General features: G+C 62.3%; 20 protein-coding genes and 1 pseudogene. 12 read left to right on the forward strand and 9 right to left on the reverse strand.

The features are described 5' to 3' along the window. Positions 1-36 precede the first annotated feature (36 nt). Positions 37-255, forward strand: a pseudogene (locus CVS28_RS09660) (IS1380 family transposase); the annotation flags it as partial. A gap of 321 nt (positions 256-576) precedes the next feature. Here the strand turns inward: CVS28_RS09660 and CVS28_RS09665 are convergent. From CVS28_RS09665 to CVS28_RS09675, 3 genes are all read right to left on the reverse strand, one after another. Continuing rightward, on the reverse strand, positions 577-1,611 hold the full coding sequence (locus CVS28_RS09665) for an LLM class flavin-dependent oxidoreductase (protein ID WP_103481373.1): 1,035 nt from the start codon (positions 1,609-1,611) through the stop codon (positions 577-579). Next, a complete protein-coding gene (locus CVS28_RS09670) occupies positions 1,608-2,258 on the reverse strand; it encodes an alpha/beta hydrolase (protein WP_103481374.1) in 651 nt (216 codons plus the stop codon). The genes CVS28_RS09665 and CVS28_RS09670 overlap by 4 nt, the downstream gene beginning before the upstream one ends. Positions 2,259-3,198: 940 nt before the next feature. Then, on the reverse strand, positions 3,199-3,915 hold the full coding sequence (locus CVS28_RS09675; RefSeq protein ID WP_103481375.1) for an NADPH-dependent F420 reductase: 717 nt from the start codon (positions 3,913-3,915) through the stop codon (positions 3,199-3,201). Positions 3,916-4,304: 389 nt separating this feature from the next. Between CVS28_RS09675 and CVS28_RS09680 the strand changes: the two genes are divergently transcribed. Next, entirely contained in the window at positions 4,305-5,501 is a 1,197-nt protein-coding gene (locus CVS28_RS09680; RefSeq protein ID WP_103481376.1) for a cation:proton antiporter, read from the forward strand. Here CVS28_RS09680 and CVS28_RS09685 read toward each other — a convergent pair. Further along, positions 5,474-6,943, reverse strand: coding sequence for a carboxylesterase/lipase family protein (locus tag CVS28_RS09685; RefSeq protein WP_103481377.1), 1,470 nt, complete (start codon positions 6,941-6,943; stop codon positions 5,474-5,476). The two genes, CVS28_RS09680 and CVS28_RS09685, sit on opposite strands and share 28 nt — an antisense overlap. A 223-nt stretch (positions 6,944-7,166) precedes the next feature. Between CVS28_RS09685 and CVS28_RS09690 the strand changes: the two genes are divergently transcribed. From CVS28_RS09690 to CVS28_RS09705, 3 genes are all read left to right on the forward strand, one after another. Then, positions 7,167-7,748: a TetR/AcrR family transcriptional regulator gene (locus tag CVS28_RS09690; protein WP_103465462.1), complete on the forward strand. Its 582-nt coding sequence runs from the start codon at positions 7,167-7,169 to the stop codon at positions 7,746-7,748. Between the two features lie 241 nt (positions 7,749-7,989). Continuing rightward, a complete protein-coding gene (locus tag CVS28_RS09695) occupies positions 7,990-9,261 on the forward strand; it encodes an MFS transporter (protein WP_103481378.1) in 1,272 nt (423 codons plus the stop codon). A 176-nt stretch (positions 9,262-9,437) separates the two neighbouring features. Further along, positions 9,438-11,669 carry a glycoside hydrolase family 3 C-terminal domain-containing protein gene (locus CVS28_RS09705; protein WP_103481380.1) on the forward strand — a complete coding sequence of 744 codons (2,232 nt, stop codon included), beginning with the start codon at positions 9,438-9,440 and terminating at the stop codon, positions 11,667-11,669. A gap of 52 nt (positions 11,670-11,721) precedes the next feature. On the opposite strand, the gene CVS28_RS09710 is transcribed toward CVS28_RS09705, so the two are convergent. Next, complete coding sequence (locus CVS28_RS09710; RefSeq protein ID WP_103481381.1) at positions 11,722-13,467, reverse strand: BCCT family transporter; 1,746 nt, start codon at positions 13,465-13,467, stop codon at positions 11,722-11,724. Positions 13,468-14,398: 931 nt separating this feature from the next. Here CVS28_RS09710 and CVS28_RS09715 point away from each other — a divergent pair. Continuing rightward, positions 14,399-15,109, forward strand: coding sequence for a hypothetical protein (locus CVS28_RS09715; RefSeq protein WP_133159095.1), 711 nt, complete (start codon positions 14,399-14,401; stop codon positions 15,107-15,109). 69 nt (positions 15,110-15,178) lie between these two features. Here the strand turns inward: CVS28_RS09715 and CVS28_RS09720 are convergent, their stop codons facing one another. Together CVS28_RS09720 and CVS28_RS09725 are read right to left on the reverse strand one after the other, a co-directional pair. Next, positions 15,179-15,841, reverse strand: coding sequence for a DUF998 domain-containing protein (locus tag CVS28_RS09720; protein WP_103481383.1), 663 nt, complete (start codon positions 15,839-15,841; stop codon positions 15,179-15,181). A 244-nt stretch (positions 15,842-16,085) separates the two neighbouring features. After that, positions 16,086-17,864: an ABC transporter ATP-binding protein gene (locus CVS28_RS09725; protein ID WP_103481424.1), complete on the reverse strand. Its 1,779-nt coding sequence runs from the start codon at positions 17,862-17,864 to the stop codon at positions 16,086-16,088. 178 nt (positions 17,865-18,042) lie between these two features. Between CVS28_RS09725 and CVS28_RS09730 the strand changes: the two genes are divergently transcribed. From CVS28_RS09730 to CVS28_RS09750, 5 genes are all read left to right on the forward strand, one after another. After that, positions 18,043-18,540 carry a histidine kinase gene (locus tag CVS28_RS09730; RefSeq protein WP_103465455.1) on the forward strand — a complete coding sequence of 166 codons (498 nt, stop codon included), beginning with the start codon at positions 18,043-18,045 and terminating at the stop codon, positions 18,538-18,540. An 87-nt stretch (positions 18,541-18,627) separates the two neighbouring features. Beyond that, a complete protein-coding gene (locus CVS28_RS09735) occupies positions 18,628-19,479 on the forward strand; it encodes a DUF4097 family beta strand repeat-containing protein (protein ID WP_103481384.1) in 852 nt (283 codons plus the stop codon). Positions 19,480-19,525: 46 nt separating this feature from the next. Further along, positions 19,526-20,470 carry an ATP-binding cassette domain-containing protein gene (locus tag CVS28_RS09740; RefSeq protein WP_103481385.1) on the forward strand — a complete coding sequence of 315 codons (945 nt, stop codon included), beginning with the start codon at positions 19,526-19,528 and terminating at the stop codon, positions 20,468-20,470. Beyond that, entirely contained in the window at positions 20,467-21,303 is an 837-nt protein-coding gene (locus tag CVS28_RS09745; protein WP_103481386.1) for an ABC transporter permease, read from the forward strand. Before CVS28_RS09740 ends, CVS28_RS09745 begins: the two co-directional genes overlap by 4 nt. Positions 21,304-21,418: 115 nt before the next feature. Then, positions 21,419-21,937 (forward strand): hypothetical protein, encoded by a 519-nt coding sequence (locus tag CVS28_RS09750; RefSeq protein ID WP_103465451.1) that lies wholly within the window; start codon positions 21,419-21,421, stop codon positions 21,935-21,937. A gap of 41 nt (positions 21,938-21,978) precedes the next feature. Here the strand turns inward: CVS28_RS09750 and CVS28_RS09755 are convergent, their stop codons facing one another. Then, entirely contained in the window at positions 21,979-22,536 is a 558-nt protein-coding gene (locus CVS28_RS09755; protein ID WP_103481387.1) for a CGNR zinc finger domain-containing protein, read from the reverse strand. A 26-nt stretch (positions 22,537-22,562) separates the two neighbouring features. Between CVS28_RS09755 and CVS28_RS09760 the strand changes: the two genes are divergently transcribed. After that, a complete protein-coding gene (locus CVS28_RS09760) occupies positions 22,563-22,787 on the forward strand; it encodes a hypothetical protein (protein WP_103465449.1) in 225 nt (74 codons plus the stop codon). Between the two features lie 74 nt (positions 22,788-22,861). On the opposite strand, the gene CVS28_RS09765 is transcribed toward CVS28_RS09760, so the two are convergent. Further along, a complete protein-coding gene (locus CVS28_RS09765; RefSeq protein ID WP_103481388.1) occupies positions 22,862-23,347 on the reverse strand; it encodes a nucleoside deaminase in 486 nt (161 codons plus the stop codon). Between the last annotated feature and the right edge of the window lie 217 nt (positions 23,348-23,564).

A 23,564-nucleotide genomic window follows, 5' to 3' on the forward strand; every position in this document is an offset into this window, starting at 1 on the left:
TCCGATAGTTGTCTTGGATTCGGGGCTGCGCCAGCCGGCGGGATGGGCAGGCTGTTCGCCGACTGCTACGCACCCCGGGCGCTGGGCTCGTTCCTGCGCACGTTCACGTTCGGGCACGTCCGCCAGCTGGGAGTCGTAGCGCCCCGGTTCCTGTCTGGGCTTGCCGCGAACACCCCCGTCTTGGTGGGGATGGACGGCGACGTTCTGGTCGATCTCGATGACATCATCATCGATATCCACGGTCTTTGGAAACAATGAAGGCCACGGACACACGCGGATTTTGGCAAGTAACCAGACCCATCAGAATCCAGATAGCGGGAGGACCATGCGAACGACGCCCCACGTCACCGTAACCCCGGGCTTCATGTCCAACATCCCGCCAACGCCTCATTCAAAATACCGCTGCAGATGCCTGCCGCAGCTGCGATTTATATGGGGTTGCCACCGAAATTCCTTGACTCGAGGGTGAAGCGGTGATCCCGTCCCACAAGCGGATCCCTATACTGCCTGGAGCGGCGCGGGGCGGTACGGCAGTGCCGCATGTTGTTCACCCGGCTCGGCCAGAATTTCCAGTGATTATCCCTGCAACGCCGCCCGCACAGCCGGCAGGACCTCGGTGGCAAGCAATTCGATGGAGCGCAGGGTTCCCGCCTGCGACAGTCCGCCGAGTCCCACCTGAGCGAGAAACCGGGTGTGCCCCAAAATCTCGTGCTCCCACAGGATTTTCTCGACAATTTCAGCAGGGCTGCCCGCGAAGAGCGCTCCCCGCGGACCGGCCCACGCGTCAAAGCTGGGGCGGTCCAGCCGGCCCGCCCGTGGCATGTTCTGCTCAATGTACGAAGAGTAGTGCGGAAAGAAAGTGCCCTTGGCCCCCTGCGAGGTCTCCGCAACATAGAAGTGGGAGGTGACACCTATCCGCCCGGGCCCACGGCCAGCAGCAACAGCCGCACTGCGGTACAACTGCGCCAGCGGCCCAAACCGTTCCGGCGCGCCCAGGATGGCCAGGTACAGCGGCATGCCCAGCCGCCCTGCCCGCTCGGCCGAGCCCGGGGTCCCGCCAACAGCAGCCCAGATGGGCAGGGAAGCCTGGGCCGGCCGAGGCCAGACCCCGGCGTCAACGAGTGGCGGCCGCGTAGTCCCCTTCCATGTGACGGGATTTTCGTCGCGGATCCGCAGGAGCAGTTCGAGCCTGTCCTCAAAGTACTCGTCGTATCGATCCAACTGCTGGCCAAACAGCGGGAACGACTCCAGGTAGGCTCCCCGGCCGGCTGTGATCTCGGCCCTCCCGGCACTGATGAGATCCAGCATGGCAAAGTCTTCAAAGACGCGGACGGGATCGGCGCTCGAAAGAACCGTCACGGTGCTGGTCAAACGGATGTGCTTGGTTTGCCCCGCTGCGGCCGCCAGGAGCACGGCGGGTGAGGAAACGGCAAAGTCCTCCCGGTGGTGCTCACCGACACCGAAAACGTCCAACCCGGCCTCATCAGCCACACGGGCCCACTCAAGAATGTCGCGGGTGCGGGCCACGGCGTCCATGGGTTTGCTTTCCGCGTCGCGGGTGAGCTCACCGAAGGTAAAGATGCCGATCTCGAACGGCGTCTCGAGGGTCATGCCGTGGCCGACTCGTGGGCACCCACCTCGAGGGCCAGGAAGTCACGCACGTCGCCGAGCTCGACAGCATTGATGCCGTGGCCCAGCCCAGGGTAGACCTGCTCGTTGAGACTGGTGTGCTGCGGAAAGAACTCGCTGCTACGGGCAATGGCAACCGGCGCGATGACTCGGTCTTCGGCACCTCGTCCCCAGAAAAGAGCGGGCCGCTGCTCAAGAAGAACACCATCTCCGGGCTGTGGTGCTCCGAGAACAAATCCTCCCAACACAACCGGTGCAACCACCCGCTCCGGCCGGGTGCGAAGCAGTTGGCTTGCCATGAGGCCGCCCTGCGAGAATCCGATGGGCACTATGCGGGTTGCGGGGTCCACGTTCGCATCAATCCAAGCCCAGATCGCCTCGCTTGCTTGTTCAACGGGCTCCGCATCCGGGGCACCAGGCGTCGTAATTTGAAACCACGCCGCGCCACCGTTGCCCAGATCAAGCGGCGCGCGCAGCGATGCCCAGGGCTGCTTGAGTCCCAGCGCAGGTGCCAGTGAAGCCAAATCGAATTCATTGGAACCGAAGCCGTGCAGGAAAAGTACCATCGCCTCAGGAACGTCATTTTCGGTCCAGCCGGGCGAGCGCACGTCGCGCAGGGTGGTGTTCATTCGCACTCCTTGGGGTAATTGACTTCATCGTGACCACAAACCAGAACGCGGCCCATGCTCTAAAGATACACCATTTACTTGTAGCTTCAACTATTTGCTGGACAATATGCAGCCTACTGCCCGACGGCGACACTCACCGTCGATGATCGGCATCTCCGGGCGTCATCATCGAAAACCCACGCTACGATAGGCCATCGCGTAGCGCGGGCAAGGCGAATATTCTGTTGTCGTCCACGCAATGCACATCAGGCCAGTGGGGGTATTGCGTGACGTACCGATCATTCGCAGCTCGGCTCTCTACGGTGAGCCCGATTCAGGACGGCGTGGGCGGCCGACCAGACCCAATTTGGGGGTCATTTTCTTGACTATCTTCACTCATCCTCCGGGAGCTATGGCAGCGAAAGTCAGATTTTCCTGCCGGAGGAGACAGCTTGGATGGCCGGAACGAACCCGCGCCTTGAACCACCCGGATTGCGGAAGGAAGAATGACCTCCTCTCGCAACCGTCGACATGCCAATAGCTATGCGGGTACACCTGCGAACGGTCATCAAATAAGAGGTTCCACGATATTTGGCAGATCAGCGTCCGGTTTTACTCACGTTCTCCCATCAAAAGCCCTGGCAAACCGTGACATGTCAACGAGGTCCGCCTACCCGCGTTTCCACGGAATCGAACGGTTTTTGACGCTGAACGACGCCTCTTGGCCTGAGGCCAACGAGATTCCGGGGATTTCCCTGGCCTTACGACTTTAGGCTGCGACAGGCGCATTCCAACCCGATTGCCGTCCTGCCGGGCAGACCCCCAAAGCAGCCCGGAAAAGGAACCCTTGGCGGACAAGGAATGTACCGGTTACTTTCAAATAGTCGCTGCCGCTTCTTAAAATGGCTGATTCGCTGTCTTGCCGCGGCGCTCGTGGACCCCAGGAGCGAGGTCGGGCAACTTAGAAGGCGCGTTCGGCGACGTTCACACGAGTCGCGGAATCCAGTGCGGCCTTGACCTGATCCGCTGGCGTCGGGCCTGGAGTTGAGGAAAGTAGCTGGTCATCGGGTGTGCTCTGGTCCGCGAGATATATGCGCGTGTATCCTGCGGACTCAGGTTCGAACGTCCACGTCTCCGCGAGCGTACCTGCATCTAGAGTGTCGAACCCAAGGCGTTCAATGATTGCCGCCGCCTGGCTTTTGGTCTGGGCGTCATTGGACGCGATGGGAAGCGCGGATCGATCAGGAGCACCACTGGGTCGGGAAAGTAGGGGAATGTGGTGCGCAAGGATGTTGCCGAAGGCTTTCACATAGCGCGCTCCATCGAGCCATCTCGCCACCAACTCACTAGTGGTCGTCGTTCCGGTGTCGAGGTCAGCAATGCGGCCATCGCGGAAGGGATAGTAGTTGCTGGTGTCTAAGACAATCTTGCCGCGCAGTAATCCGGCGGGTAGATCCTTGACAGCGGTTAGCGGAATGGAAAGCGCTATTGCGTCTCCGGAATTGGCCGCTTCTTCAACTGTGCCAGCCTTGGCCAGTGGTCCGAGCTCGGTAATGAGTTCCTGAAGCGATTCCACGCCACGGGAGTTCGCAATGACCACGTTCATATTCGATGCAACGGCTAATCGAGCGATTGCCGATCCGATGTTGCCGCTTCCGATAATTCCAAGCGTTGGCATTCCTCTTCCTTTCGATAATGTTCAGTGGTCTGGGTGCCGGTAGCTCATGTGGCAGCTGTCCCAATAGATCGAACCTCGTCCTGTGCGCCAAAATTCCCCCGTGGGGACGCCGTCTCGGGTGGCCTCGGAGCGCGACAGGTACTAGATCCGAAACCGACCCTTAGCGGCCATGACGGCCTGTGCGTCGAAGGCGACAGCACCGGATATCCGTAGTTGTCTGCACTGCCTGGATGCGTTGATTGCGGAACGACCAACCAAACGGACTTCGCGTTACTCCTTCTTATCATCCGCCCCTTGCCACTGGTCGACTCGATCGTTAGACGGTGTGGCGGTGGGGCCGTCGTCCTGCAAGACTGAGCCACAACATTCGTTGAACTGGAGGAACCGCAGTGGATGGTCTGTTGCTTAGTTTGATGGTCATTCCGCTGGTTGCCGCCGCCGCTCCCCTGCTGGCCGCTGCCATTGGCAAGGTAGCCAAAGTGCCCTTGGTGGTGTTTGAAATCGCCCTGGGCATCATGATCGGTCCCAGCCTGTTGGGTTGGGCGGAACCCACCGAGTTCGTCAAGATCCTCGCCGATCTGGGCCTGGCCATGCTGTTCTTCATGGCCGGCAATGAGATCAATTTTGCCGCGATCAAGGGCCGCCCCCTCAACCGTGCCAGCATCGCTTGGCTCATCTCCCTCGCTGGCGGACTGCTGGTGGGCATCCTGATTGCACCCACCGTGGCGGCCGGCGTCTTCATTGCAGTGGCCCTCTCCTCGACGGCGCTCGGCACGCTCCTGCCTGTCCTGCGCGATGCCAAGGAACTTTCGACGCCGTTTGGCAAGGCTGTCACGGCGATCGGCACCGTGGGGGAATTTGGCCCGCTCCTGGCGATCTCACTGTTCCTCAGCGGCCACAGCCTGGGGCATTCGGTGGTTGTGTTGCTTGGCTTTGTGCTCATTTCCGGGCTCGCCATTTGGCTCACCGGGCGCGGCGAGAACAAGGTCATCCACAGCATGGTCAATGCCACGCTGCATTCCAGCGGCCAGTTCGCCGTCCGCCTGGTGCTGCTGATCCTCGCGCTACTGGTGGGGCTGAGCATGGCCTTTGGCCTGGACATGCTGCTCGGCGCGTTTTCCGCGGGCGTCCTGTGGCGCGTGTTGATATCCGGCGCGGCGCCGCATGACAGGGAGGTGGTTGAGCACAAGCTCGACGCCGTCGCGTTCGGTTTTCTTGTCCCCTTGTTCTTCATCAACACAGGGGTTGTCTTTGATGTGGACGCCCTGCTGTCCAGTCCGCTGACACTGGCCCTGGTGCCCCTGTTCCTGGTGCTTTTCCTGGTGGTCCGCGGCCTGCCAAATCTGTTGGCCGCGCCCGTCGGCGCCACGCCACGGGACAAACGTGCCATGGTGCTATTCAGCGCCACGGGGCTGCCCGTCATCGTGGCCGTGACGGCCATTGGACTGGAGCGCGGCCTGCTGCCGTCGGGCATCGCCACCGCCCTCATTGGAGCCGGGATGCTGTCGGTGCTGCTCTTCCCGATGCTGGCGCTGCTCTACCGGCGCAAGGAAGCGCCCTACGGCAGCGGCACCACTGCGGCGTAGCCGTTGGCCATCACCGTGCTGGGGCTGTCGAAGACTTTAGTCAATCCCTTGGTGCCATAGCCTGGCCAGCCGGGGTCGCCGTCGGCCAGGAAACGTGAAGCGGCCGCATGTAACTCGTTGGCCACTGCCTGGGGCGGGTTGTCACCGGCGATGGCTGCGACGCCCTCCGTGTCGAGAAGGTCAAAGAAGAACGGCACCTCCAGGCAGTGAAAGGCGCAGTCGTGCACCGGGGAACGCCAGGAGAAACGGTACACCCAGGTGGACGCACTACCGCGGGCTTCCAGAAGCCGCGGGATGAAGGCGCGAAAGATGGAGTCGGTCAGGTACCGGCCCATAACAGCGGCGGTTCCCCCGCTCTTCACCTCCGCATTGGCCTGCAGGTACGCGCGCCGTTTGGGCCCCCGTAGGCCGATCCGCCCCAGCATGAAGCCTGCCGGGATCCACTTGAGCTTGTTTTTCGCTTCGGCGAAGATCATGGAGAACTCGTCGTCGTTGGCACCAATCACCAGCGGCTTGTCGGCGCCCACACCGGTCCTGATGGACTCGATCGTGGACTGGACGATGAGATCACCGTCCATGACGGGGCCCAGAATCAGCCCATCGTCTGCCAGCGACCGCAAAGCCTTCAGGGGCGGGCCCTCCGGCGTGGTCGCCTTCTTCTGCAATTCCAGCAGCACTTCCTCGTCCACCGATTCAAAGCCCGCGCGCGTCGCCGCCACGCCGGCGCGCTCGGCCAGCTTGGCAGCAAATTCGCGGGACTTCTGCACCGTGACGTCGGCCGCCACACCGGAGGAGCAATAGACGGCACTGAACAGGTTTTGCGCGCTCGGCATGCCCAGCAATGTCAACACGGCACCGCCGCCAGCCGACTGGCCGGCGATCGTGACACGGCCCGGGTCACCGCCAAAAGCCGCCACGTTCTGCTGCACCCATTCAAGGGCCAGCATCCAGTCCATAACACCGCGATTGTGGGGTGCCCCCTCGACCCAGCCAAAACCCTCAAAGCCCAGGCGGTAGGAAATCACTACCGTGACGGCGCCATCGCGGGCAAAGGCGGTGCCGTCGTACCAGGTGCTGGCCGGGGATCCCGACGTGAATCCGCCGCCATGAATGTAGACCAACACCGGCAGCCCAGCGGCAATGCCGGGCGACGACGTGAACACGTTGACGTTGAGGGTGGAGGGCCCTGGGACGGAGGGCTCCGGGATTAGCGTGATCCCGCCGTCATTGCCGCGCTGCGGCGTTGCCCCCATATTAAGCGCGTCTCGGACACCCTCCCAGGGACCGTGCGGCACCGGCGCGGCAAACCGCAACGGACCCACGGGAGGCTCGGCAAAGGGTATACCCAAGAAGACAGCGCATTCCTTCCGCCAGGCACCCCGGACCAGTCCCGCCGTCGTACTTGCCTCAACCTGGGTCTCAACCGAGGCATCGGCGCTCACAGCTGGATCCCGTGACCGAAAGGAAAGGGCGTGTTTGCAGTTTCCCTTTCCCCATTTTCACGCGGCATGATCATGGGGTCGACGGACGGCCCGTCAACGGATTGGCCTTGCGGATCAATAGTGTTCACACGTACTCCCTTGTCGCGGATTTATGAAAACAGTATCTTGCTCTGTTTTGGTGGTCAAGAGTTTTCGCCGCGGCAATGTGCCCTAAGCTGGCTCCATGGCTGCACGAGGATCCTACGCAAAAGGCATCGCCAAGCGCGATGAAATCTTGACCACCGCCCTGAGGGTGATTGCCGAGCGCGGCTACCGCAAAACCTCACTGCGTGAATTGGCTGCGGCGGTCGGCCTGAGCCAGACAGGGCTGCTGCACTACTTCGGCACCAAGGAGGACCTGTTTATCGAGGTGCTGCGCAAGCGCGACGACGTGGACATGGCAACCTACGGCCCTGACGCCAACCAGACCGACGTCATTCAAGGCATCCTCAACGTGATCCGGCACAATGCGGATGTCCCGGGACTGGTTCACCTGTACACACAGTTTTCAGCCGAAGCATCAGAGGCCAGCCATCCCGCCCACGGCTACTTCCAGGAACGCTCCGCCTACTTTCGCCAGATCGTCTCGGGCGCCATCAGGGAGCAGCAAGAGACAGGCCAACTGTCAGCAGCCCTAGATGCGGACTCCATCGCCCTGCTCCTGATGGCAAGCAGTGACGGCCTCCAGAGCCACTGGTTGCTGGATGACACCGTGGACATGGCGGGGCAAATCTCGCATCTGTGGGAAGCACTGACCCGCGCCTGATTCCGTGAAATTATGCGCTGAACTCATGCCGAGTTCCGTGCATAAACGCCTATGCGCTGAACCCACGGTGAGTTCTACGCATAAGTTCACGGCGCCCAACTCGGTCCGGGTTCCACGCAGTACGGAACCGCCTCCGCCGTCGCACCTCACGCACACAAAAAGCCTTGTGCTTTGAAACCGAGCGTTGTACGGTATTTGCATATGGCTCAATGACGAGCCCCCCCCAAAGAGGACTACCGACATGGCAATTGCGTCTCCGAACACCACCACCCTCGACGGTAAGGTGGATCCCCCGCCACTCGTCAAAGGCAGCGTAAAACGGCTTTTGGGCTGGATCATTCCGGCCAACATCAGCATTTTCATCATTTGGGGCGCAGTTCCCGGCATTCTTCTCCCGCTGCAGGTCGAGGGAATCGACCCAGCCAACAAGGTCGCCAATCTGGGCCTGGTCTCCACGATCAGCGCCTTTGCCGCCATGCTGGCACAGCCCATCGCGGGCCTCATCTCCGACCGCACCCGCTCCAAGTTCGGGCGGCGGGCCCAGTTGATGGTGGCCGGCACACTGGTCGGCGGCCTGGCGCTCATCGGCATGGCCATGGCCAATACGCTTCTGCAGATCGGCATCGCCTGGGTCATGGTGCAGATCGCCTACAACTTCACGCAGGGGCCACTGAGCGCAATCCTGCCGGACAGGGTGCCCCGCGCAGCCCGCGGCACCTTCTCCGCATTGGCGGGCCTCGGCGCCATGCTCGGAGCAATCGGCGGTCAGATCGTCGGTTCGATGTTCGCCACGAACATCCCCTTCGGATACCTGTTCTTTGCCGGCCTGGCCGTTGTGGTGATCACGCTGTTCGTGGTCTTCAACCCGGACCGCTCCAGCGCCGCCATGGAGCGCGAGCCGTTCTCCGCGAAGGTGTTCCTGAAGACCTTCTGGGTGAACCCCATTGCCCACCCCGACTTCTTTTGGGCCTTCACCGGGCGCCTGCTGCTTTACACCGGCTATTTCGCGGTCACAGGTTTCCAGCTGTATATCCTGGCGGACTACATCGGCCTGGGCAAGGGCGCCGCAGCAACAATCCCACTGTTCGGTCTGGCCAGCCTCGCCGGCATCATCACAGCAACCCTGATCGCCGGCCCGCTATCCGATCGGATCGGCCGCCGCAAGATCTTCGTCTTCATCTCCTCGATGCTGGTTGGCCTGGCCTTGATCATTCCCATGGTCATGCCCACCTTCACCGGCTGGCTGCTGTTCACCGTCATCTCAGGCCTGGGTTTCGGCGCATTCCAGGCCGTGGACCAGGCCCTCATGAGTGAGGTACTTCCCTCCGCCGACTCCTTCGCCAAGGACCTAGGCGTGGTGAACATCGCCGCAACGCTGCCGCAGACCCTGGCACCGGGTGTTGCCAGCTTCGTGATCCTCACCTTCGGCGGCTACGTGGCCCTGTTCCCGATCGGCATTGCCCTGTCCATCTTGGGCGCCTTCGCCGTCTGGTTCATCAAGGCAGTGCGCTAGATGATTTCACCAACATCCCGCACGACGCCGGACACCAACCGCCTGCTATTCACTGGCCCTGCGCTGCTGCTCGCCGCCGGCACGGTGTGGCAGCGGGACCGGGGAAAGCCCGTGCGCCGGCCCCGGAAAACCACCTCCACCACCTCACCTATGAAAACCAAAGAAATAGGAGCATCATGACCACCCCAGGCACCACCCCCGAAGAAATCGTTGCGGCCCTCACTCTTGAGCAGAAGGCGGGGCTGACCAGCGGCGCCGACTTCTGGACCACGAAGGACGTCCCTGGGGTTCCCTCCATCATGCTCACCGACGGTCCGCACGGTGTCCGCAAGCAGGATGCGGCCTCGGACCATCTGGGTCTTGCCGGCAGTGTGCCAGCCACGTGCTTCCCGCCAGCTGTGGCCCTCGGCTCCAGTTTCGACGCGGAACTCCTGGTTCGGGTCGGCGTTGCCCTGGGCGAGGAGGCCCGCGCCGAAAGCGTTGGCGTCCTCCTGGGTCCCGGCATCAACATCAAGCGCTCTCCCCTGTGCGGGCGCAATTTTGAGTACCTGTCTGAGGACCCGCTGCTCTCAGGGGTGCTGGGCGCAGCACTGGTCAACGGCCTGCAGTCCCAGGGTGTGGGCGGGTCTCTGAAACACTTTGCTGCCAACAACCAGGAAACCGACCGGATGCGGGTTTCGGCCGACATTGACGAACGCCCGCTGCGGGAGATTTACCTGCGCGGCTTCCAGCGTGTTGTGCAGGACGCACAGCCATGGACTGTCATGTGCTCCTACAACCGGATCAACGGCGTCTATGCTTCCCAAGACCCCTGGCTGCTGACCTCGGTGCTGCGCAACGAGTGGGGATTCAAGGGTCTGGTGGTCTCCGACTGGGGCGCTGTGGTGGACCGTGTTGCCTCCCTGTCGGCGGGCCTTGACCTGGAGATGCCCTCCAGCAGCGGCCGCACAGACGCTGAACTCGTGGCAGCCGTGAAAGCCGGAACCCTGGATGAAGCCGTGCTCAACACCGCCGCCGCGCGGGTGGCTGAGCTGGTGGCGAAGGCTGTTGCCGGTGCCGACCCCTGCACCTCATACGACGTCGAGGGGCACAACACCCTGGCCCGCGAGGCTGCAGCGGCCAGCATTGTCCTCTTGAAGAACGACGGCGTGCTGCCGCTTGCCGTGGATGCCAAGGTGGCCGTGATTGGCCATATAGCCCAGAACCCGCGCTACCAGGGCGCCGGCAGCTCGCAAATCAACCCCACCAAGCTGGAAAACGCGCTGGCGGAAATCCGCGCCCTGACCGGCACCGAGATTCCCTTCGCTGCGGGCTATGGCGAGGACGGCGCCAGCACTGCCGGGCAGAAGGCCGAGGCCGTGTCCGCCGCCTCGGCTGCAGAAACGGTGCTCCTGTTCCTGGGCGTTCCTGCTTCGCAGGAATCCGAGGGCTTTGACCGCGCGGACATCGAGCTGCCGGCGGCTCAGCTTGAGCTGCTCGATGCCGTGCTTGCGGCCAATCCCCGCACTGTGGTGATCCTGTCCAACGGCGGGGTGGTCCGCCTGTCAGCGTTTGCCGGGCGTGTCCCTGCCATCGTCGAAGGCTGGCTACTGGGCCAGGCGGGAGGCGGGGCAATCGCCCAGGTGCTGTACGGTGCAGTCAATCCCTCAGGCCGCCTTGCCGAGACCATCCCGGTTCGGCTCCAGGACACTGCAGCGTACGGGAATTTTCCGGGCGAGCACGGCCATGTCCGCTATGGCGAGGGCCTCCTCGTGGGCTACCGGTGGTACGACGCCCGTGACATGGACGTCTCCTTCCCGTTCGGGCACGGGCTCTCCTACACAACGTTCGAGTACTCCGATGCGAGTGCTGTCACGGACGACGCCGGGATCACCGTCACGCTGACACTCACCAACTCCGGTGGTCGCGATGGCGCCGAAGTGGTTCAGGTATACACGGGGCTGGCCGGATCTGCGGTTTCCCGCGCACCTCGTGAGCTCAAGGGCTTCGCCAAGGTGCACCTTGCTGCCGGTGCGAGCCAAAGAGTTCAGCTGCGGGTCCGCCGCGAGGATCTGGCCTACTGGGACACGAGAGTTTCGGCGTGGACCGTTGAAAGCGGCAACTACACGGTTGAAGTGGGCGCCTCAAGCCGCGACATTCGAGCCTCGCTTGCCGTTGACGTTGCAGGAGAGCCGATCCGGGTGCCACTGAGCGTCAATTCCAGCATTGGCGAGGTCATGGCGCACCCGGTGGCTGGCCCCATCATCGCAGCCGCCATGGGCAGCGGCAGCAACGCCGGACTCATGTCCGATCCGTCAGTGATGAAGATGCTGGCCTCTGCACCCATTGGGCGCATGATGGGCTTTCCGGGATCGGGTGTGGAACCGGAGCAGTTGGAGCAGTTGCTCGCTGCAGCCAACGCAGGTTAGACGAGTTGGAGCGCCGCTCACTGCGGCGCTCCAACCCGCTCCTGCCGGAACCTCAGGGCCGTTTTTCGGGCTCTGGAGGTTCAACCGGCGACGAAGTGCTTGAGTCGTGGCCGTGGTGCCCGAACGGGTCGATGCGCTGGCGCTTCTCCGGCGGGAGCCCCCTGCGCAACCGGGCAGTCAGTGCACGCAAATTAAGCAGCGGCGAATCCTGGTTGGGATCTTCCACCTCCAACCCGTAAAAGTCCCCAATGTGGTCCACGAAGGCCAGACGTTTGGCCTTGTCGTAGGCGCGCGACTCCCGGGAGAAGGCTCTGTAGGTAGACCAGCAAATCAAGATCAACACGAAACTAAAGGGCAGGGCAATGATGATCGCCGCCGTTTTGAGTGCCTCAAGGCCACCGGACAGCAGCAGCGCACTGGCCAGCAGTGACGTGGCCAGCGTGAAGAAGATGCGGATCCAGTTCTTGGGCTCCACGTCTCCCCCGCTGGCGATCATGCCCATGACCAGGGCGCCCGAATCTGCTGAGGTTACGAAGAAAATGACGATCATCAAGATCGCACCGATGGTCAGCACGCCGCCGGCAGGAACCTGGGCCAGCATCGCAAACAGGGCACCGGAAGTGTCAACCGTTCCATCCGGACCCACCAGCCCGCCTTGGCCGGAGAGTTCGGAGTACAGGGCTGTGCCGCCCAACACGCTGAACCACAGGAGCGTGACGAGTGTGGGTACCAGGATAACCCCGGCCACGAATTGGCGCACGGTGCGGCCCTTGGAAATCCGGGCAATGAAGATGCCCACAAAGGGGGCCCAGGAAATCCACCAGCCCCAGTAGAACGTGGTCCACGTTGACTGCCAGGCTTCGCCCTCAGCACCGGAGAAGGCACTGACATTGAAAGCCATACCCACAAAATCCTGCAGGTAATTGCCGGTGGACTGCACAAAGTTGCGCAGCAGGAACTGGGTGGGACCCACCACCAGCAGGAAAACCACGAAAATTCCGGCCAGAATGAGGTTCGTATTGGAGAGCCATTTCATGCCCTTACCCACACCCGAAAGCACCGAGAACAGCACGAAGCAAGTGATCACGGCAATGATGACCAAGTCAATGAACATGGAGGACGTGATCAGCCCGGCACTTTCCAGTCCGGCGCTGATTTGCAGCACGCCCAGTCCCAACGAGGTGGCCACGCCGAAGATGGTGCCCACCAGGGCGATGACGTCGATAACGTTACCCAGCCCGCCGCGCACCCTCTTCCCCAGCAGTGGTTCAAGCGTCCAGCGGATCGATACCGGCCGGCCGCGCCGGTGGATGGCGTAGGCCAGAGCCAAGCCGATGACCACGTAGATGGACCAAGCATGAACGCCCCAGTGCAGGAAAGTCTGCGAGAGGGCATGCTGGGCGAGCTCTCCGGGGGTTCCCGTGGTGCCAGGTTTAGGGGACGCGAAATGGCTCAGCGGCTCACTGACCCCGTAGAACACCAGACCAATGCCCATGCCGGCGGCGAAGAGCAGCGAAAACCATGAGCCCAGCGAAAACTCGGGCTCGTCGTCGTCCTTGCCCAACTTGATTTCGCCGAACTTGCCGAAGCCGAGCCACAGGCAAAAGATCACCAGGGCAGTGGCCAGGAGCACGTAGTACCAGTTGAAGTAGCCCACAATGGTGCCTTGGATCCCGGAAAACAGGGCCTCGGCGGTGTCGGGGGCGATCATGGCGAACGATGCGAAAACGAGGACTATCGAGGCCGCTGGCCAGAATACCCAGCGATGGACCGGAGGCTTGGCTTTTGTCTCTGACATTTCCCCAGCATAGGCGCATTAGGGCCGGAAAATCCTGGCTTTGGTCAACTATCGAAGGAGCGATGCACCACGTTGGTGAGGTCAGGGTGGCTGACGATGGGCAAAACCTGAGTCATCCATCCCGCCCTTGATGGCCCAGCTCCATGGCCTGAATCGTGACCACAGGGCATCAAAGGACTATCCTTGGTCCAAGTGTTCCAATGGCATCTTCGTTGCGGATGGTGGGCTCAGATGGACGTAGATCACAATGCGGATCAGCCCCTTGCCCAAGCAGACGTGTGGGACCCGCCCGATACTTCCAGCGCAGTCCTGATCTTGCCACTCAACCACTCGTTGACGTATCACGCGTCGACGATTCAGTGGCAGCCCGGTGTCCTGCGGATCGTGCTTCCCATGCATACGGAGAGACTCGAACCGTGGGCCGAGTCTGTGACGAATGAAAAGGATCGGCTCGCGTTGGTGAGCCCCGGCCCGGGGTCGGTGCTCTATCAGTCCGCCGCGGAAACACATGATTCCCCAGCCGCAGCGACAGGCCGGTTGCACCACCTGTTGCCAACAGCGCTGGATCTGAGCGGAATGGTTCTGGTGGCCCTTGAATTTCTAGCACTGCCCAGGTCATCCGCTCAGCAGGAAAGCGGACCCGGTTGCGCTGTTCTGGCCCTGCACTTAACTTTTCCTGCGTGTGATGATGAGAGCAGCAGCTCACTTGCGACCTCATTGGAGAGGCTTCGGCAGCTAAGTTACTGGAATACCGAGACCATGAGCGAACGAGGGACTGAAGACTCTCTCATGGGAGGGCTGTGCGATTTTCTGGCAACCGCTCTGCCACCCCGGTTGGGAGCCACCAAATCGTGGGACCAGACTTGGTGTATGCACCCTGTTGATGCAGAGGGACTCAGCGAAGGATGGGCGGTTCCAGGAGGAAGATTGGATGTACTTGGCCATTTCTTCCCGGGTAGTCAGTCCTGCAAGCATTTCCCTCCACCGTCGTCAGTCATTGCCGGTCCTGCGAATATCCAAATCTTGGCGGCTTCTGGTGTTGCGCGATGGTGTTTCTGTGATGGCGGCCAGCGACGAGTTCACCCGAAGCTTGCAGGCCTATTTTCATTCTGTCTATCTGGATGCGGTACTTCTGGCGCGATTACAGGCACTGCGGGCCACCGAATTGGCTGCCTTGGTCCCTTCGCCGGAATTGACGGATGTGTTCAAGTTGCGGGAGTTGGAAGGAGCCGTCCTCGATTTCCGGCGTCGGATCTGGTGGTCCTACTTGACAGGGAAACGCACCAGCCCGGGAGACACCATTCTCAACCATTGTCAGGCCGAGCTGCGGTTGGCGGAACAAGTGGATTCCCTCGCCGCCAATGCTGCGGACGCAGCGAGGCTGTCTGCGAGTCTTCACCACGAGGCCCTCACCAAGGCACAAGATCTGACGCGGGCGGCGCAAGAGCAGACCAACGTGACTATCCAGATCCTCACCGTGCTGCTTGCGCCGCTGGCACTGAGCTACGCAGCATTCACTGTGGCGGGCAGTCCCAGCGTGACATTATTCTGGATGGCCACGGACACAGGATTCGCGCTCACCTTGGTGGCCGCGCTCGTGCTGAGGACAGTACGGAAGCGCCAACACCGTGACCCACAATAGTGCCCGGGCACGCTCCCTGAAAGAGGCATCGACGTCGCCCCCGAGTGGTGAAACGATGGGTGCCGGCTGCTAGTCAGGTGCGGCATAGTTGGTGCGCCGCGGCAACCTTTTGATGGCCCTGCCCACCACCAGCACCCAGCCAAGTATTCCGGCGAGGCAGATCCGCTCCGCGAGACCCAGCAGATCCGGGCGAAGGGAGGCAGCAAGAACCAGCGAGGCGAGCCCGACGGCGGCAATTGCCGCGAGTGTGAATGCGGACCGATATGCCATTGCCAGCTCCGGGACGCAGCGGATCCAGCGGGTCAGCACGAGAGTACCCGCCAGCGCGGCCAAGAATCCCGCGCTGGCCACGTAGAGATGGATGGCTCCCCCGGCCGTCGCCACCGCCAGCCCGGATCCGGCATCCACATCGGTTGGAAAGAATGCCAGGACAGCCGAGCACAGGCCACCGGCTGCCAACAGCGCCACCCCCGTCCGCCGGAGTCCGGAGGCCGGACCGATCCGGTTGATGGCGGCGATGGCACACCCGGTCGTCACAGCCCGGCCAAGAAAATTCAGATTCATGATCCACCCAAAAGGACCTACCGCCAGGTTGCTTTCGGCGTCGCTAATCACGCTGTAGTGCGGGGGCAGAAACTGGAGCACAACGTCAACGAAGACGTACACACCCACACCGGCCATGGCTGCGGTGGCAACCCTCTCTCGGGTTTTATCTTGGGTGTGCAACGTCATGGCTCCAAGTTTTCCATATCGCCGCTGGTCCCGGCGGCAGGTTCACCGCCGGTCGCACCGTTGCGGCTCCCGTCCCGGCATTCCTTGGCGACTCCTTGCCATGGGGATCTTCCATGGTGGAGGCGCTGTGGGCCACTGCGGCCTTGACCTGGCACGTCAAAGTCATCGGAACCAACCATCTGCTCGGCGCGGATCTCGCTGCAAGTGACATGGTTATCAACCGCTCAGTGCATCGAGGGGGCACTCAGCTGTTTGAACCGATTTGGGTTGCGTGCAGGTGGGCGTATCGTCCGGAGCTCGCGAGCAGCTCATCGTGGGTGCCGATTTCAACTATTTGCCCATTTTCGAGAACCACAATGCGATCTGCCTGCCGGATGGTGGACAGGCGATGGGCGACGACCAGCGTGGTGCGTCCCTGCATCAGGCGGCCCAATGCCTCCTTGACGAGTTGTTCCGACTCGGGGTCGAGTGCGCTGGTTGCCTCGTCCAGGAGCAGGATGCGCGGGTCGCGCACCAGGGCGCGGGCGATTGCCAGCCGTTGGCGCTGCCCTCCCGAAAGGCGAGCACCACGTTCGCCAACAATGGTGTGCCAGCCGTCCTGCTGTGCGTCGACAAAATCCAAGGCGTTGGCGTCTCGCAGTGCCGCACGGATGCGCTCATCCTTCAGATGAGGCAGGCCGTAGGCGATGTTCTCACGGACGGTACCTTCGAACAGAACAGAATCCTGGGGCACCACTGAGACAAAACGGCGGGCGGTTCGCATGTCCAGGAGCTGCATGTCGACGCCGTCGAGCAAGATCCGCCCGCTAGTGGGGCGCACGAAGCCGAGCACAAGATTGAGCAAGGTTGACTTGCCCGATCCGGACGAGCCAACGAAAGCGACAGTCTCACCAGCTTGGATGTCGAGCTCCAGCTCGTGGATTGCGTCAACCTCGGAGTCCAGGTACCGCTGACTGACCGATTCAAGCCGCACATTCCCGGCCACCTTCTCAACTGACTGCTTGCCCTCATTTTGCTCCAGATCTGGATCCTGAAGCACCTCGGCGATGGAGCGCACCGACTCTAGCCCGCGCGCTCCCACCGGAATCAGCATCAGCAGTTGAGTCAATCCCTGGGTGAGCAGCGCAAAGTAGGTTGACAGCAGCACCACCTCACCCGGTGTGATCGGAAGGAATCCTGTCAGGGAAAACACGGCGGCCAGCACCAGGCACCCCACCCCGAGCAGTTGCATGGTGACCCATGAAATCGAAGCCACGTGGCCGTTGAGCATGTCCAGATGCAGGCCAGCACGCCGCACGCCGTCGGCACTGGTTGAGACACGGGTGACCGCCGTCTTTTCAAGCCCGTGCGCCCTGGTCACGGGGATCAATGACGCCATTTCACCGACTCGTGCCGCGAAGCTCTCGACCTCGAGTCGAAAAGTCTCATTGCGGGAACGTGATCGGTTGCGCATTCCATAGCGGATCCCGATCGCGATCGGCACTGTGAGGGCGTAAACGGGCAGGAACTGGGGCACGGCAAGGGCTGTCATCGTAATGGCACCCGTCATGACCATGATCGAGGACAACAGCGGATGGGTCACCTGCTGGAGCATCAGCTCGACGTTCTCAACATCACGCACCACCTTGGTCTGCACGATGGAGGAGTTCACCCGGGTGTGGTAACCGATCGACAAGCTTTGCAGCCGAGCGGCCAAAACGTTGCGCAGCTCGGATCCGGTATCGCGCACCACTGTCATGAAGTTGCGGGTGTAAATGATGTGGTTCGGGTAATTCTGCATGAGCAGTGCAGCGGCCACAACGCCCCACCACAGCACCGATTCCACCGCGCCACCTACTGTCACGATGTCTATGACCGCAGCTGTGATCACCGGGAGAAACCACAACGGGATCTCCTTCATGGCGAAGGCAAGCACAGCAACGGTCATCCGCCCTGGCCGCCTCAGCAGCAACCGGACCACGGACCGAATCGGATGGGCGCCGTTAACGACGACGACAGGTCGGGAAAGCGCTTTCTTGGACATGGTGACCACTGTAGCAAGGGAAGCGGATGTCCTTGCGGTAAATGACTTGCCCTTGACCGGTAGTGACAGCTGGACAGTGGCTCGGACAGCTCTCCACTGAAGGTTGGTTCCGTGCCCCAAATAAAATGTGACACCACAAACTATTGACGTGACACCACAGTGGTGTCATGCTGGTGTCATGGAACTAGGACACTATGTAAACGACTTGCAGCGCCAGCTATTGGACACCGCAGAGCACGGCACGGAGGAAACCCGTGCCGCCGCCGAGCGGCTCGCCGCTGGCCTGGATGCCGCAACCCGGCTGGTACTGCTCGATGCACTCTCGGCAGCCGTCGGCGAAATCACCCGCGACATGGCCCCCGGCTCGGTTGACCTGCGGCTTCGCGGGCGCGACGTTGAATTCGTAGTGTCCGCGCCAAATGCGGAATCAGATGAGGATGAAGCAACCACGGCCGCCACCACGCCCGTGGACCTCGAGGACGCGAGCACTTCCCGCACCACCCTTCGCCTGCCCGACGCACTCAAGGTGCGGGTGGACGAGGCCGCGGCCACCGACGGCACGTCCGTCAACACCTGGCTGGTCCGCGCCATAGCGGCAGCCCTTCAACCCAAGCAGCGACGCATCACGGCGCGCACGCTGCGCACAGGCGACAACTTCGCCGGCTGGGCACGCTAGCCCGCCCGGCCCACAACAGAAAAACACACCAGCCACGCGGACCCGCGGGGCCGGACCAACACACCCAAAACCGCCGGAGGTTCCACCATGCCCATTTACAACACCCCCAGCCCCATCGACCTCGCCATCAATGTTCAGGTGGGCCTGGTCGAAGTCTTCGCCAGCGACCGCACCGACACCGTGGTGAGCGTGACCGCCACAAATCCGTCAAAGAACGTTGACCGGCGGGGCGCCGAAGACACAAAGGTCGACTTCGATGGCCAGCGGATCACCATCACCGGCCCGCGGCCACGCCTCAGCTGGATCGGGCCGGGCCCCTTTGACTCGGTTGATGTGAAAGTCGAACTGCCAACAGGATCCCGACTCACTGTCGAACTCGCCGGGGGCGGAGTGCGAACCTCGGGCCGCTTGGGCGCCACCCGGATCAAGTCGTCAACGGGTTCGGTGGACGTCGACACCACGGGTGATTTGTGGTTGCGTGCAGGGAACGGCACTGCGCGGGTAGGCGCGGTCGAGGGTGGCGCCGAGATCACCGCGGACCACGGCCAAATACGGGTCGGCACGCTCACCGGAGACGCCATCCTCAAGGCCTCACATGGCTCCATCTTTATTGGGGAGTCCGGCGGCGGCCTTGACGCAAAGCTCTCCTACGGCGATTTGGAAGTCACCAAGGCACTCGGATCAGTCGCCGCCAAAACCGCCTACGGCACCATCTCGCTGTGGGAAGTCTCGGGCGGTTCCATCGAAGTGGAGAGCGGATACGGGCAGGTCACCATCGGTGTACGGGCCGGCGTCCCCGCTTGGCTCGACCTGTCGTCAAAGGACGGACATGTGCGCAATCAGCTCGACGGCGACCACGCACCGGGCACCTCCGAGCAAAGCGTGGCGGTGCGTGCGCGCACCCAGTACGGGGACATTACCATCCAACGCGCCCACTAGCGGTGGGCACGCAGTCGAAAAACGCAGGAGAAAAGGAGCAATCAAGATGACAACCTCAGCTATTGAAGTCCGCGGACTGCGGAAATCCTACGGCGCCAAGGTGGTGCTCGACGACGTCGACCTCACAGTCAACGCCGGCACCGTCACCGCCCTGCTGGGTCCCAACGGCGCCGGTAAAACCACCACGGTGCATATTCTCTCCACCCTGGTCCGCCCAGATGGTGGCGCCGCCACAGTTGCTGGCTGCGACGTGGTGCGCAATCCCGACGGGGTGCGCGCCCAGATTGGCCTCACGGGCCAGTTCTCCGCCGTGGACAACCTGCTCACGGGCGAGGAAAACCTCCTGCTGATGGCAAGGCTGCGCCACCTTGGGGCGAAGCGTTCCGCCACACGGGTGACCGAGCTGCTGGAGCAGTTTGACCTGGTCGAAGCAGCTCGCAAACCGCTCGCCACCTACTCCGGCGGTATGCGCAGACGCCTTGATTTGGCCATGACACTTGTGGCCACACCGAGGGTGATCTTCCTCGATGAGCCCACCACCGGCTTGGACCCGCGCAGCCGCCACACCATGTGGGACATTGTGCGTGGCCTCGTCGCCGAAGGCACCACGGTGCTGCTCACCACCCAGTATCTCGACGAAGCCGACGAACTTGCGGACCGCATTGCAGTGCTCGACGGCGGCAAGATCGTCGCCAACGGGACACCGGATGAGCTCAAGCGACTGGTGCCCGGCGGCCACATCAAGCTCCGGTTCGCCGATTCCACTGCCCTCCACACCGCATCCGGCCTACTCAGGGAATCCACTCTGGACGACGTCGGCCTGGCACTCACGGTGCCCAGCGACGGCGGTGTCCACGCACTGCGCACCGTGCTGGACAGCCTCGATGCGGCCAACCTTGAGGTCGCGGACCTCAGCATCCACACCCCGGACCTCGATGATGTGTTCTTCGCACTCACCGGCCGGGTCGAGTCGAAGGAAGCCCAGTCATGACCACCATCAACGCCGCGCACCCGCACGCTGCGGGCGCCGGAGGAAAATCTCACGTTGTTGCCGATTCCATCACCATGTTGCGACGCAACCTGCTGCACATGATCCGCTACCCCGGCCTGTCGGTGTTCACCATCATGGGCCCTGTGGTGATCCTGCTGCTGTTTGTGTTTGTCTTTGGCGGTACCCTCGGTGCCGGCCTGCCCGGAGTGGACCCGGCTGGCGGGCGGGCAGCCTACCTGGCCTACGTCATGCCCGGCATCTTGGCCATCACCATTGCCGGCGGGGCCGGCGGCACAGCAACCACCGTGTCGATGGACATGACCGAAGGCATTACCGCCCGGTTCCGGACCATGGCCATCTCGAGGGCATCGGTGCTCGCCGGGCATGTTTTGGGAAACACCATCCAAACCCTGATCGCCGTGGCCTTGGTGCTCGGCGTGGGCCTGACCATCGGGTTCCGTCCGAACGCCGGAGCCATCGAATGGCTGGCCGCAGCCGGCTTGATGGTCCTCATCGCCTACGCGATCAGCTGGCTCGCCGTCGCCATGGGGATTCAGGCGAAATCCGTAGAGACGGCAAGCAACCTGCCACTGCTGCTGGTCATCTTGCCCATGCTCGGCAGCGGCTTTGTGCCCACCGATTCAATGCCAGCGTGGATGCAGGGGTTCGCCGACTACCAACCGTTCACTCCGATCATCGAGACCATTCGAGGATTGCTCCTCGGAACCCCGCTCGGATGGAACGCCGCCTTGGCCGTGGGGTGGTGTGTGGTGATTGCTGTTGCGGGGTACCTCTGGTCCATGGTGATCTACGAGAGGAAGTCGGTGCGCTAAACCACCGGTGAGTGTGCAGCTGATGCGACTTCCGCGGCAGGAAGTCGCATCAGCTGCCCATTCTGTTGCGCTGCGCACCGGCGTACTGTGATATCAGCACGTGACTAGGAGGTGCATGATGGAACTATCACCAACCACCATTGTGGGACTGCCGGAATTGATGCATGCCGTACGCAAAGAAGCGCGGCAGGTCATGGCGGAGCATAAAGGAGACTATGTTGCCGAACACAAGGCCATCCTCGCCAGGCTGACCGCGGCTGATCTCATCACTGACAATGAAGCAGAGACCCTCCTGGGGCTCTACCAGACAGGCTACGACGCCGGCGAGCCCAAGGGTGACCCGCAACGCGCCTACTTTGCAACACGGGACGTTTACAGCAAAATGCTGGCGCAGCCCAAGACCAGCCCAGTGGCCCTGGTGGTCGCGTCAGCAGCTTTGGGCTCCTTTGAGCTCTCCGACGATCCTGACGGATCAACCACTGTCACCATGGCCCGGGTCAGCTACGGATCAAGTCTTGCGGGGATCGGCGCGGGGATCGGTTCGCTCCTTGGCGGCCCCGCCGGCGGCGTCTTGGGCGGAGCCATCGGCGGCCTGCTTGGCGGCATTGTTGACGACAAAAAGGGCAAGAAATAGCGGAACCCGCATGCCGTCACCCTGCCGTTGACAGCGGCAGGTTATCCGGCACGGCCACTCAAAGTGCTTCCCGTCCGTGCACGGTGGCGACGGACTGCTGCCCGGTTGGCGCACCGCACTGAGCAGTATTGCTGGCGGCCGTTGCGCGTCACATCCACCACCACTGCGGAGCATGGATCCCCCGGCGTTGTGCCGGCGGCGCACCTGCCCAGCCGAGTCATGCCCCGTGTGGTCAGATGCAGCGCGGTGCCCACGCTGATGACAGCACGCAACACGTGGGCCAGTGTCTGATTTTCATCCCTGTAGTGCAGGTGCCAGCCCTCACCATTGTGGTCAGTGAGTCTTGGATAGGCGGCCGCGGCCGCCATCTGGGCGTTGAGCAGGGCAGCCCGCTCCTCGCGGCTGGGCGCATCAACAACTGCCACCCAGCCCTCGATCACCCGGCGAACCAACAGATGGTCCTGCTGCCCGGGCGTGAAATCCATGGTCATGCCAAACTCCCGCACTCGTGCCAAGATGCCTGTCCTGTCCGAGGGAAAATCATTGGCCAGCGAGGCGGCGAGCAAAACAGCGTATTCACCGTAAGGGTTGAGTTGCATAAGACCATTACAGCATAGTGGGCCGTATGACATTCACCATCGCTGCCGAGCAGCAAACATCCCCCAGTCAACACTCACACCATGAGCACACGTGGACGGTTGAGTCGGCACACACCACCAGCGAAGGGCGCGTCCTGTACATGGTGTGCCCAGCCCCGTGCGGGGCACGCCGAGTTGACCTCCGCGTCGTCCAGGGCGCCCCGGCAGCAGCCTTGAGCAAAGAAACACAGCCCGCCCGAGCCTGGAAATAGCGGTTCCGGGCGTGGGTGGGCCCACAACTCCGAGGGGCCCCAACCGAGGAACGAGGTTGGGGAGGAGTTGGGGACTAGTAGGCCGTCCTGCCGTGATAGCCGCGCCAGGCATCAAAGGGGTCCACAGCGACTCCCCTCCCAGGGGACACTTTGGCCACCGGCATGAGCCTGCGGTCGCTGCTGGGCTCAAAGTATTCGTAAAAGAGTGCGTCATCGAAGCCGGCGGCTGCGGCATCATGGCGGTCGGCGGCGAAGTAGACGTGGCCTATTCTCGCCCACAGCGAAGAGGCCAAACACATGGGGCAAGGTTCGCAACTTGTGTACAGGGTGGCGCCTGTCAGGTCGAAATCCCCCACGCCCTGGCATGCGTTGCGGATTGCCGTGACTTCTGCGTGGGCTGTGGGATCAAGGTTCGCTGTCACACGATTCAACCCTTCAAACTCACGGCCATCCGCCGTGACCACGATGGCACCAAATGGCCCGCCATTGTTGCGCACATTTTCCGTGGCCAGTTTCACCGCTTTTGCAAGGTAATAAGCAGGCGATTGCAGTTGCTCCATGGGGCACTTCCTTTGCAAGTACAAGAAATAGGCGTTGCCAAGGCGCCCTTGGCAAACGACACTGCAGCAAATTGATCTTGACAAGACACTAACATCGGGCCGATGCGCAGGGCATTGCTTGTCGAGGTCATGAAAACTGGTGCCCGCCGCACCCGCCACGCCCCATTTCCTTCTTCCACCCCTGTATGCCAACGAAAGCCTGTAGTACTGTCAGGAA

Source organism: Arthrobacter glacialis (assembly GCF_002909415.1).
Taxonomy (GTDB): Bacteria; Actinomycetota; Actinomycetes; order Actinomycetales; family Micrococcaceae; genus Specibacter; species Specibacter glacialis.

What these genes read in the sequence shown, in the direction of transcription:
- CVS28_RS09665 (WP_103481373.1), bottom strand. Translation starts at nt 1,611, where the DNA reads ATGACCCTCGAGACGCCGTTCGAGATCGGCATCTTTACCTTCGGTGAG.
- CVS28_RS09670 (WP_103481374.1), bottom strand. Translation starts at nt 2,258, where the DNA reads ATGAACACCACCCTGCGCGACGTGCGCTCGCCCGGCTGGACCGAAAAT.
- CVS28_RS09675 (WP_103481375.1), bottom strand. Translation starts at nt 3,915, where the DNA reads ATGCCAACGCTTGGAATTATCGGAAGCGGCAACATCGGATCGGCAATC.
- CVS28_RS09690 (WP_103465462.1), top strand. Translation starts at nt 7,167, where the DNA reads ATGGCTGCACGAGGATCCTACGCAAAAGGCATCGCCAAGCGCGATGAA.
- CVS28_RS09695 (WP_103481378.1), top strand. Translation starts at nt 7,990, where the DNA reads ATGGCAATTGCGTCTCCGAACACCACCACCCTCGACGGTAAGGTGGAT.
- CVS28_RS09705 (WP_103481380.1), top strand. Translation starts at nt 9,438, where the DNA reads ATGACCACCCCAGGCACCACCCCCGAAGAAATCGTTGCGGCCCTCACT.
- CVS28_RS09710 (WP_103481381.1), bottom strand. Translation starts at nt 13,467, where the DNA reads ATGTCAGAGACAAAAGCCAAGCCTCCGGTCCATCGCTGGGTATTCTGG.
- CVS28_RS09715 (WP_133159095.1), top strand. Translation starts at nt 14,399, where the DNA reads ATGTACTTGGCCATTTCTTCCCGGGTAGTCAGTCCTGCAAGCATTTCC.
- CVS28_RS09720 (WP_103481383.1), bottom strand. Translation starts at nt 15,841, where the DNA reads ATGACGTTGCACACCCAAGATAAAACCCGAGAGAGGGTTGCCACCGCA.
- CVS28_RS09725 (WP_103481424.1), bottom strand. Translation starts at nt 17,864, where the DNA reads ATGTCCAAGAAAGCGCTTTCCCGACCTGTCGTCGTCGTTAACGGCGCC.
- CVS28_RS09730 (WP_103465455.1), top strand. Translation starts at nt 18,043, where the DNA reads ATGGAACTAGGACACTATGTAAACGACTTGCAGCGCCAGCTATTGGAC.
- CVS28_RS09735 (WP_103481384.1), top strand. Translation starts at nt 18,628, where the DNA reads ATGCCCATTTACAACACCCCCAGCCCCATCGACCTCGCCATCAATGTT.
- CVS28_RS09740 (WP_103481385.1), top strand. Translation starts at nt 19,526, where the DNA reads ATGACAACCTCAGCTATTGAAGTCCGCGGACTGCGGAAATCCTACGGC.
- CVS28_RS09745 (WP_103481386.1), top strand. Translation starts at nt 20,467, where the DNA reads ATGACCACCATCAACGCCGCGCACCCGCACGCTGCGGGCGCCGGAGGA.
- CVS28_RS09750 (WP_103465451.1), top strand. Translation starts at nt 21,419, where the DNA reads ATGATGGAACTATCACCAACCACCATTGTGGGACTGCCGGAATTGATG.
- CVS28_RS09755 (WP_103481387.1), bottom strand. Translation starts at nt 22,536, where the DNA reads ATGCAACTCAACCCTTACGGTGAATACGCTGTTTTGCTCGCCGCCTCG.
- CVS28_RS09760 (WP_103465449.1), top strand. Translation starts at nt 22,563, where the DNA reads ATGACATTCACCATCGCTGCCGAGCAGCAAACATCCCCCAGTCAACAC.
- CVS28_RS09765 (WP_103481388.1), bottom strand. Translation starts at nt 23,347, where the DNA reads ATGGAGCAACTGCAATCGCCTGCTTATTACCTTGCAAAAGCGGTGAAA.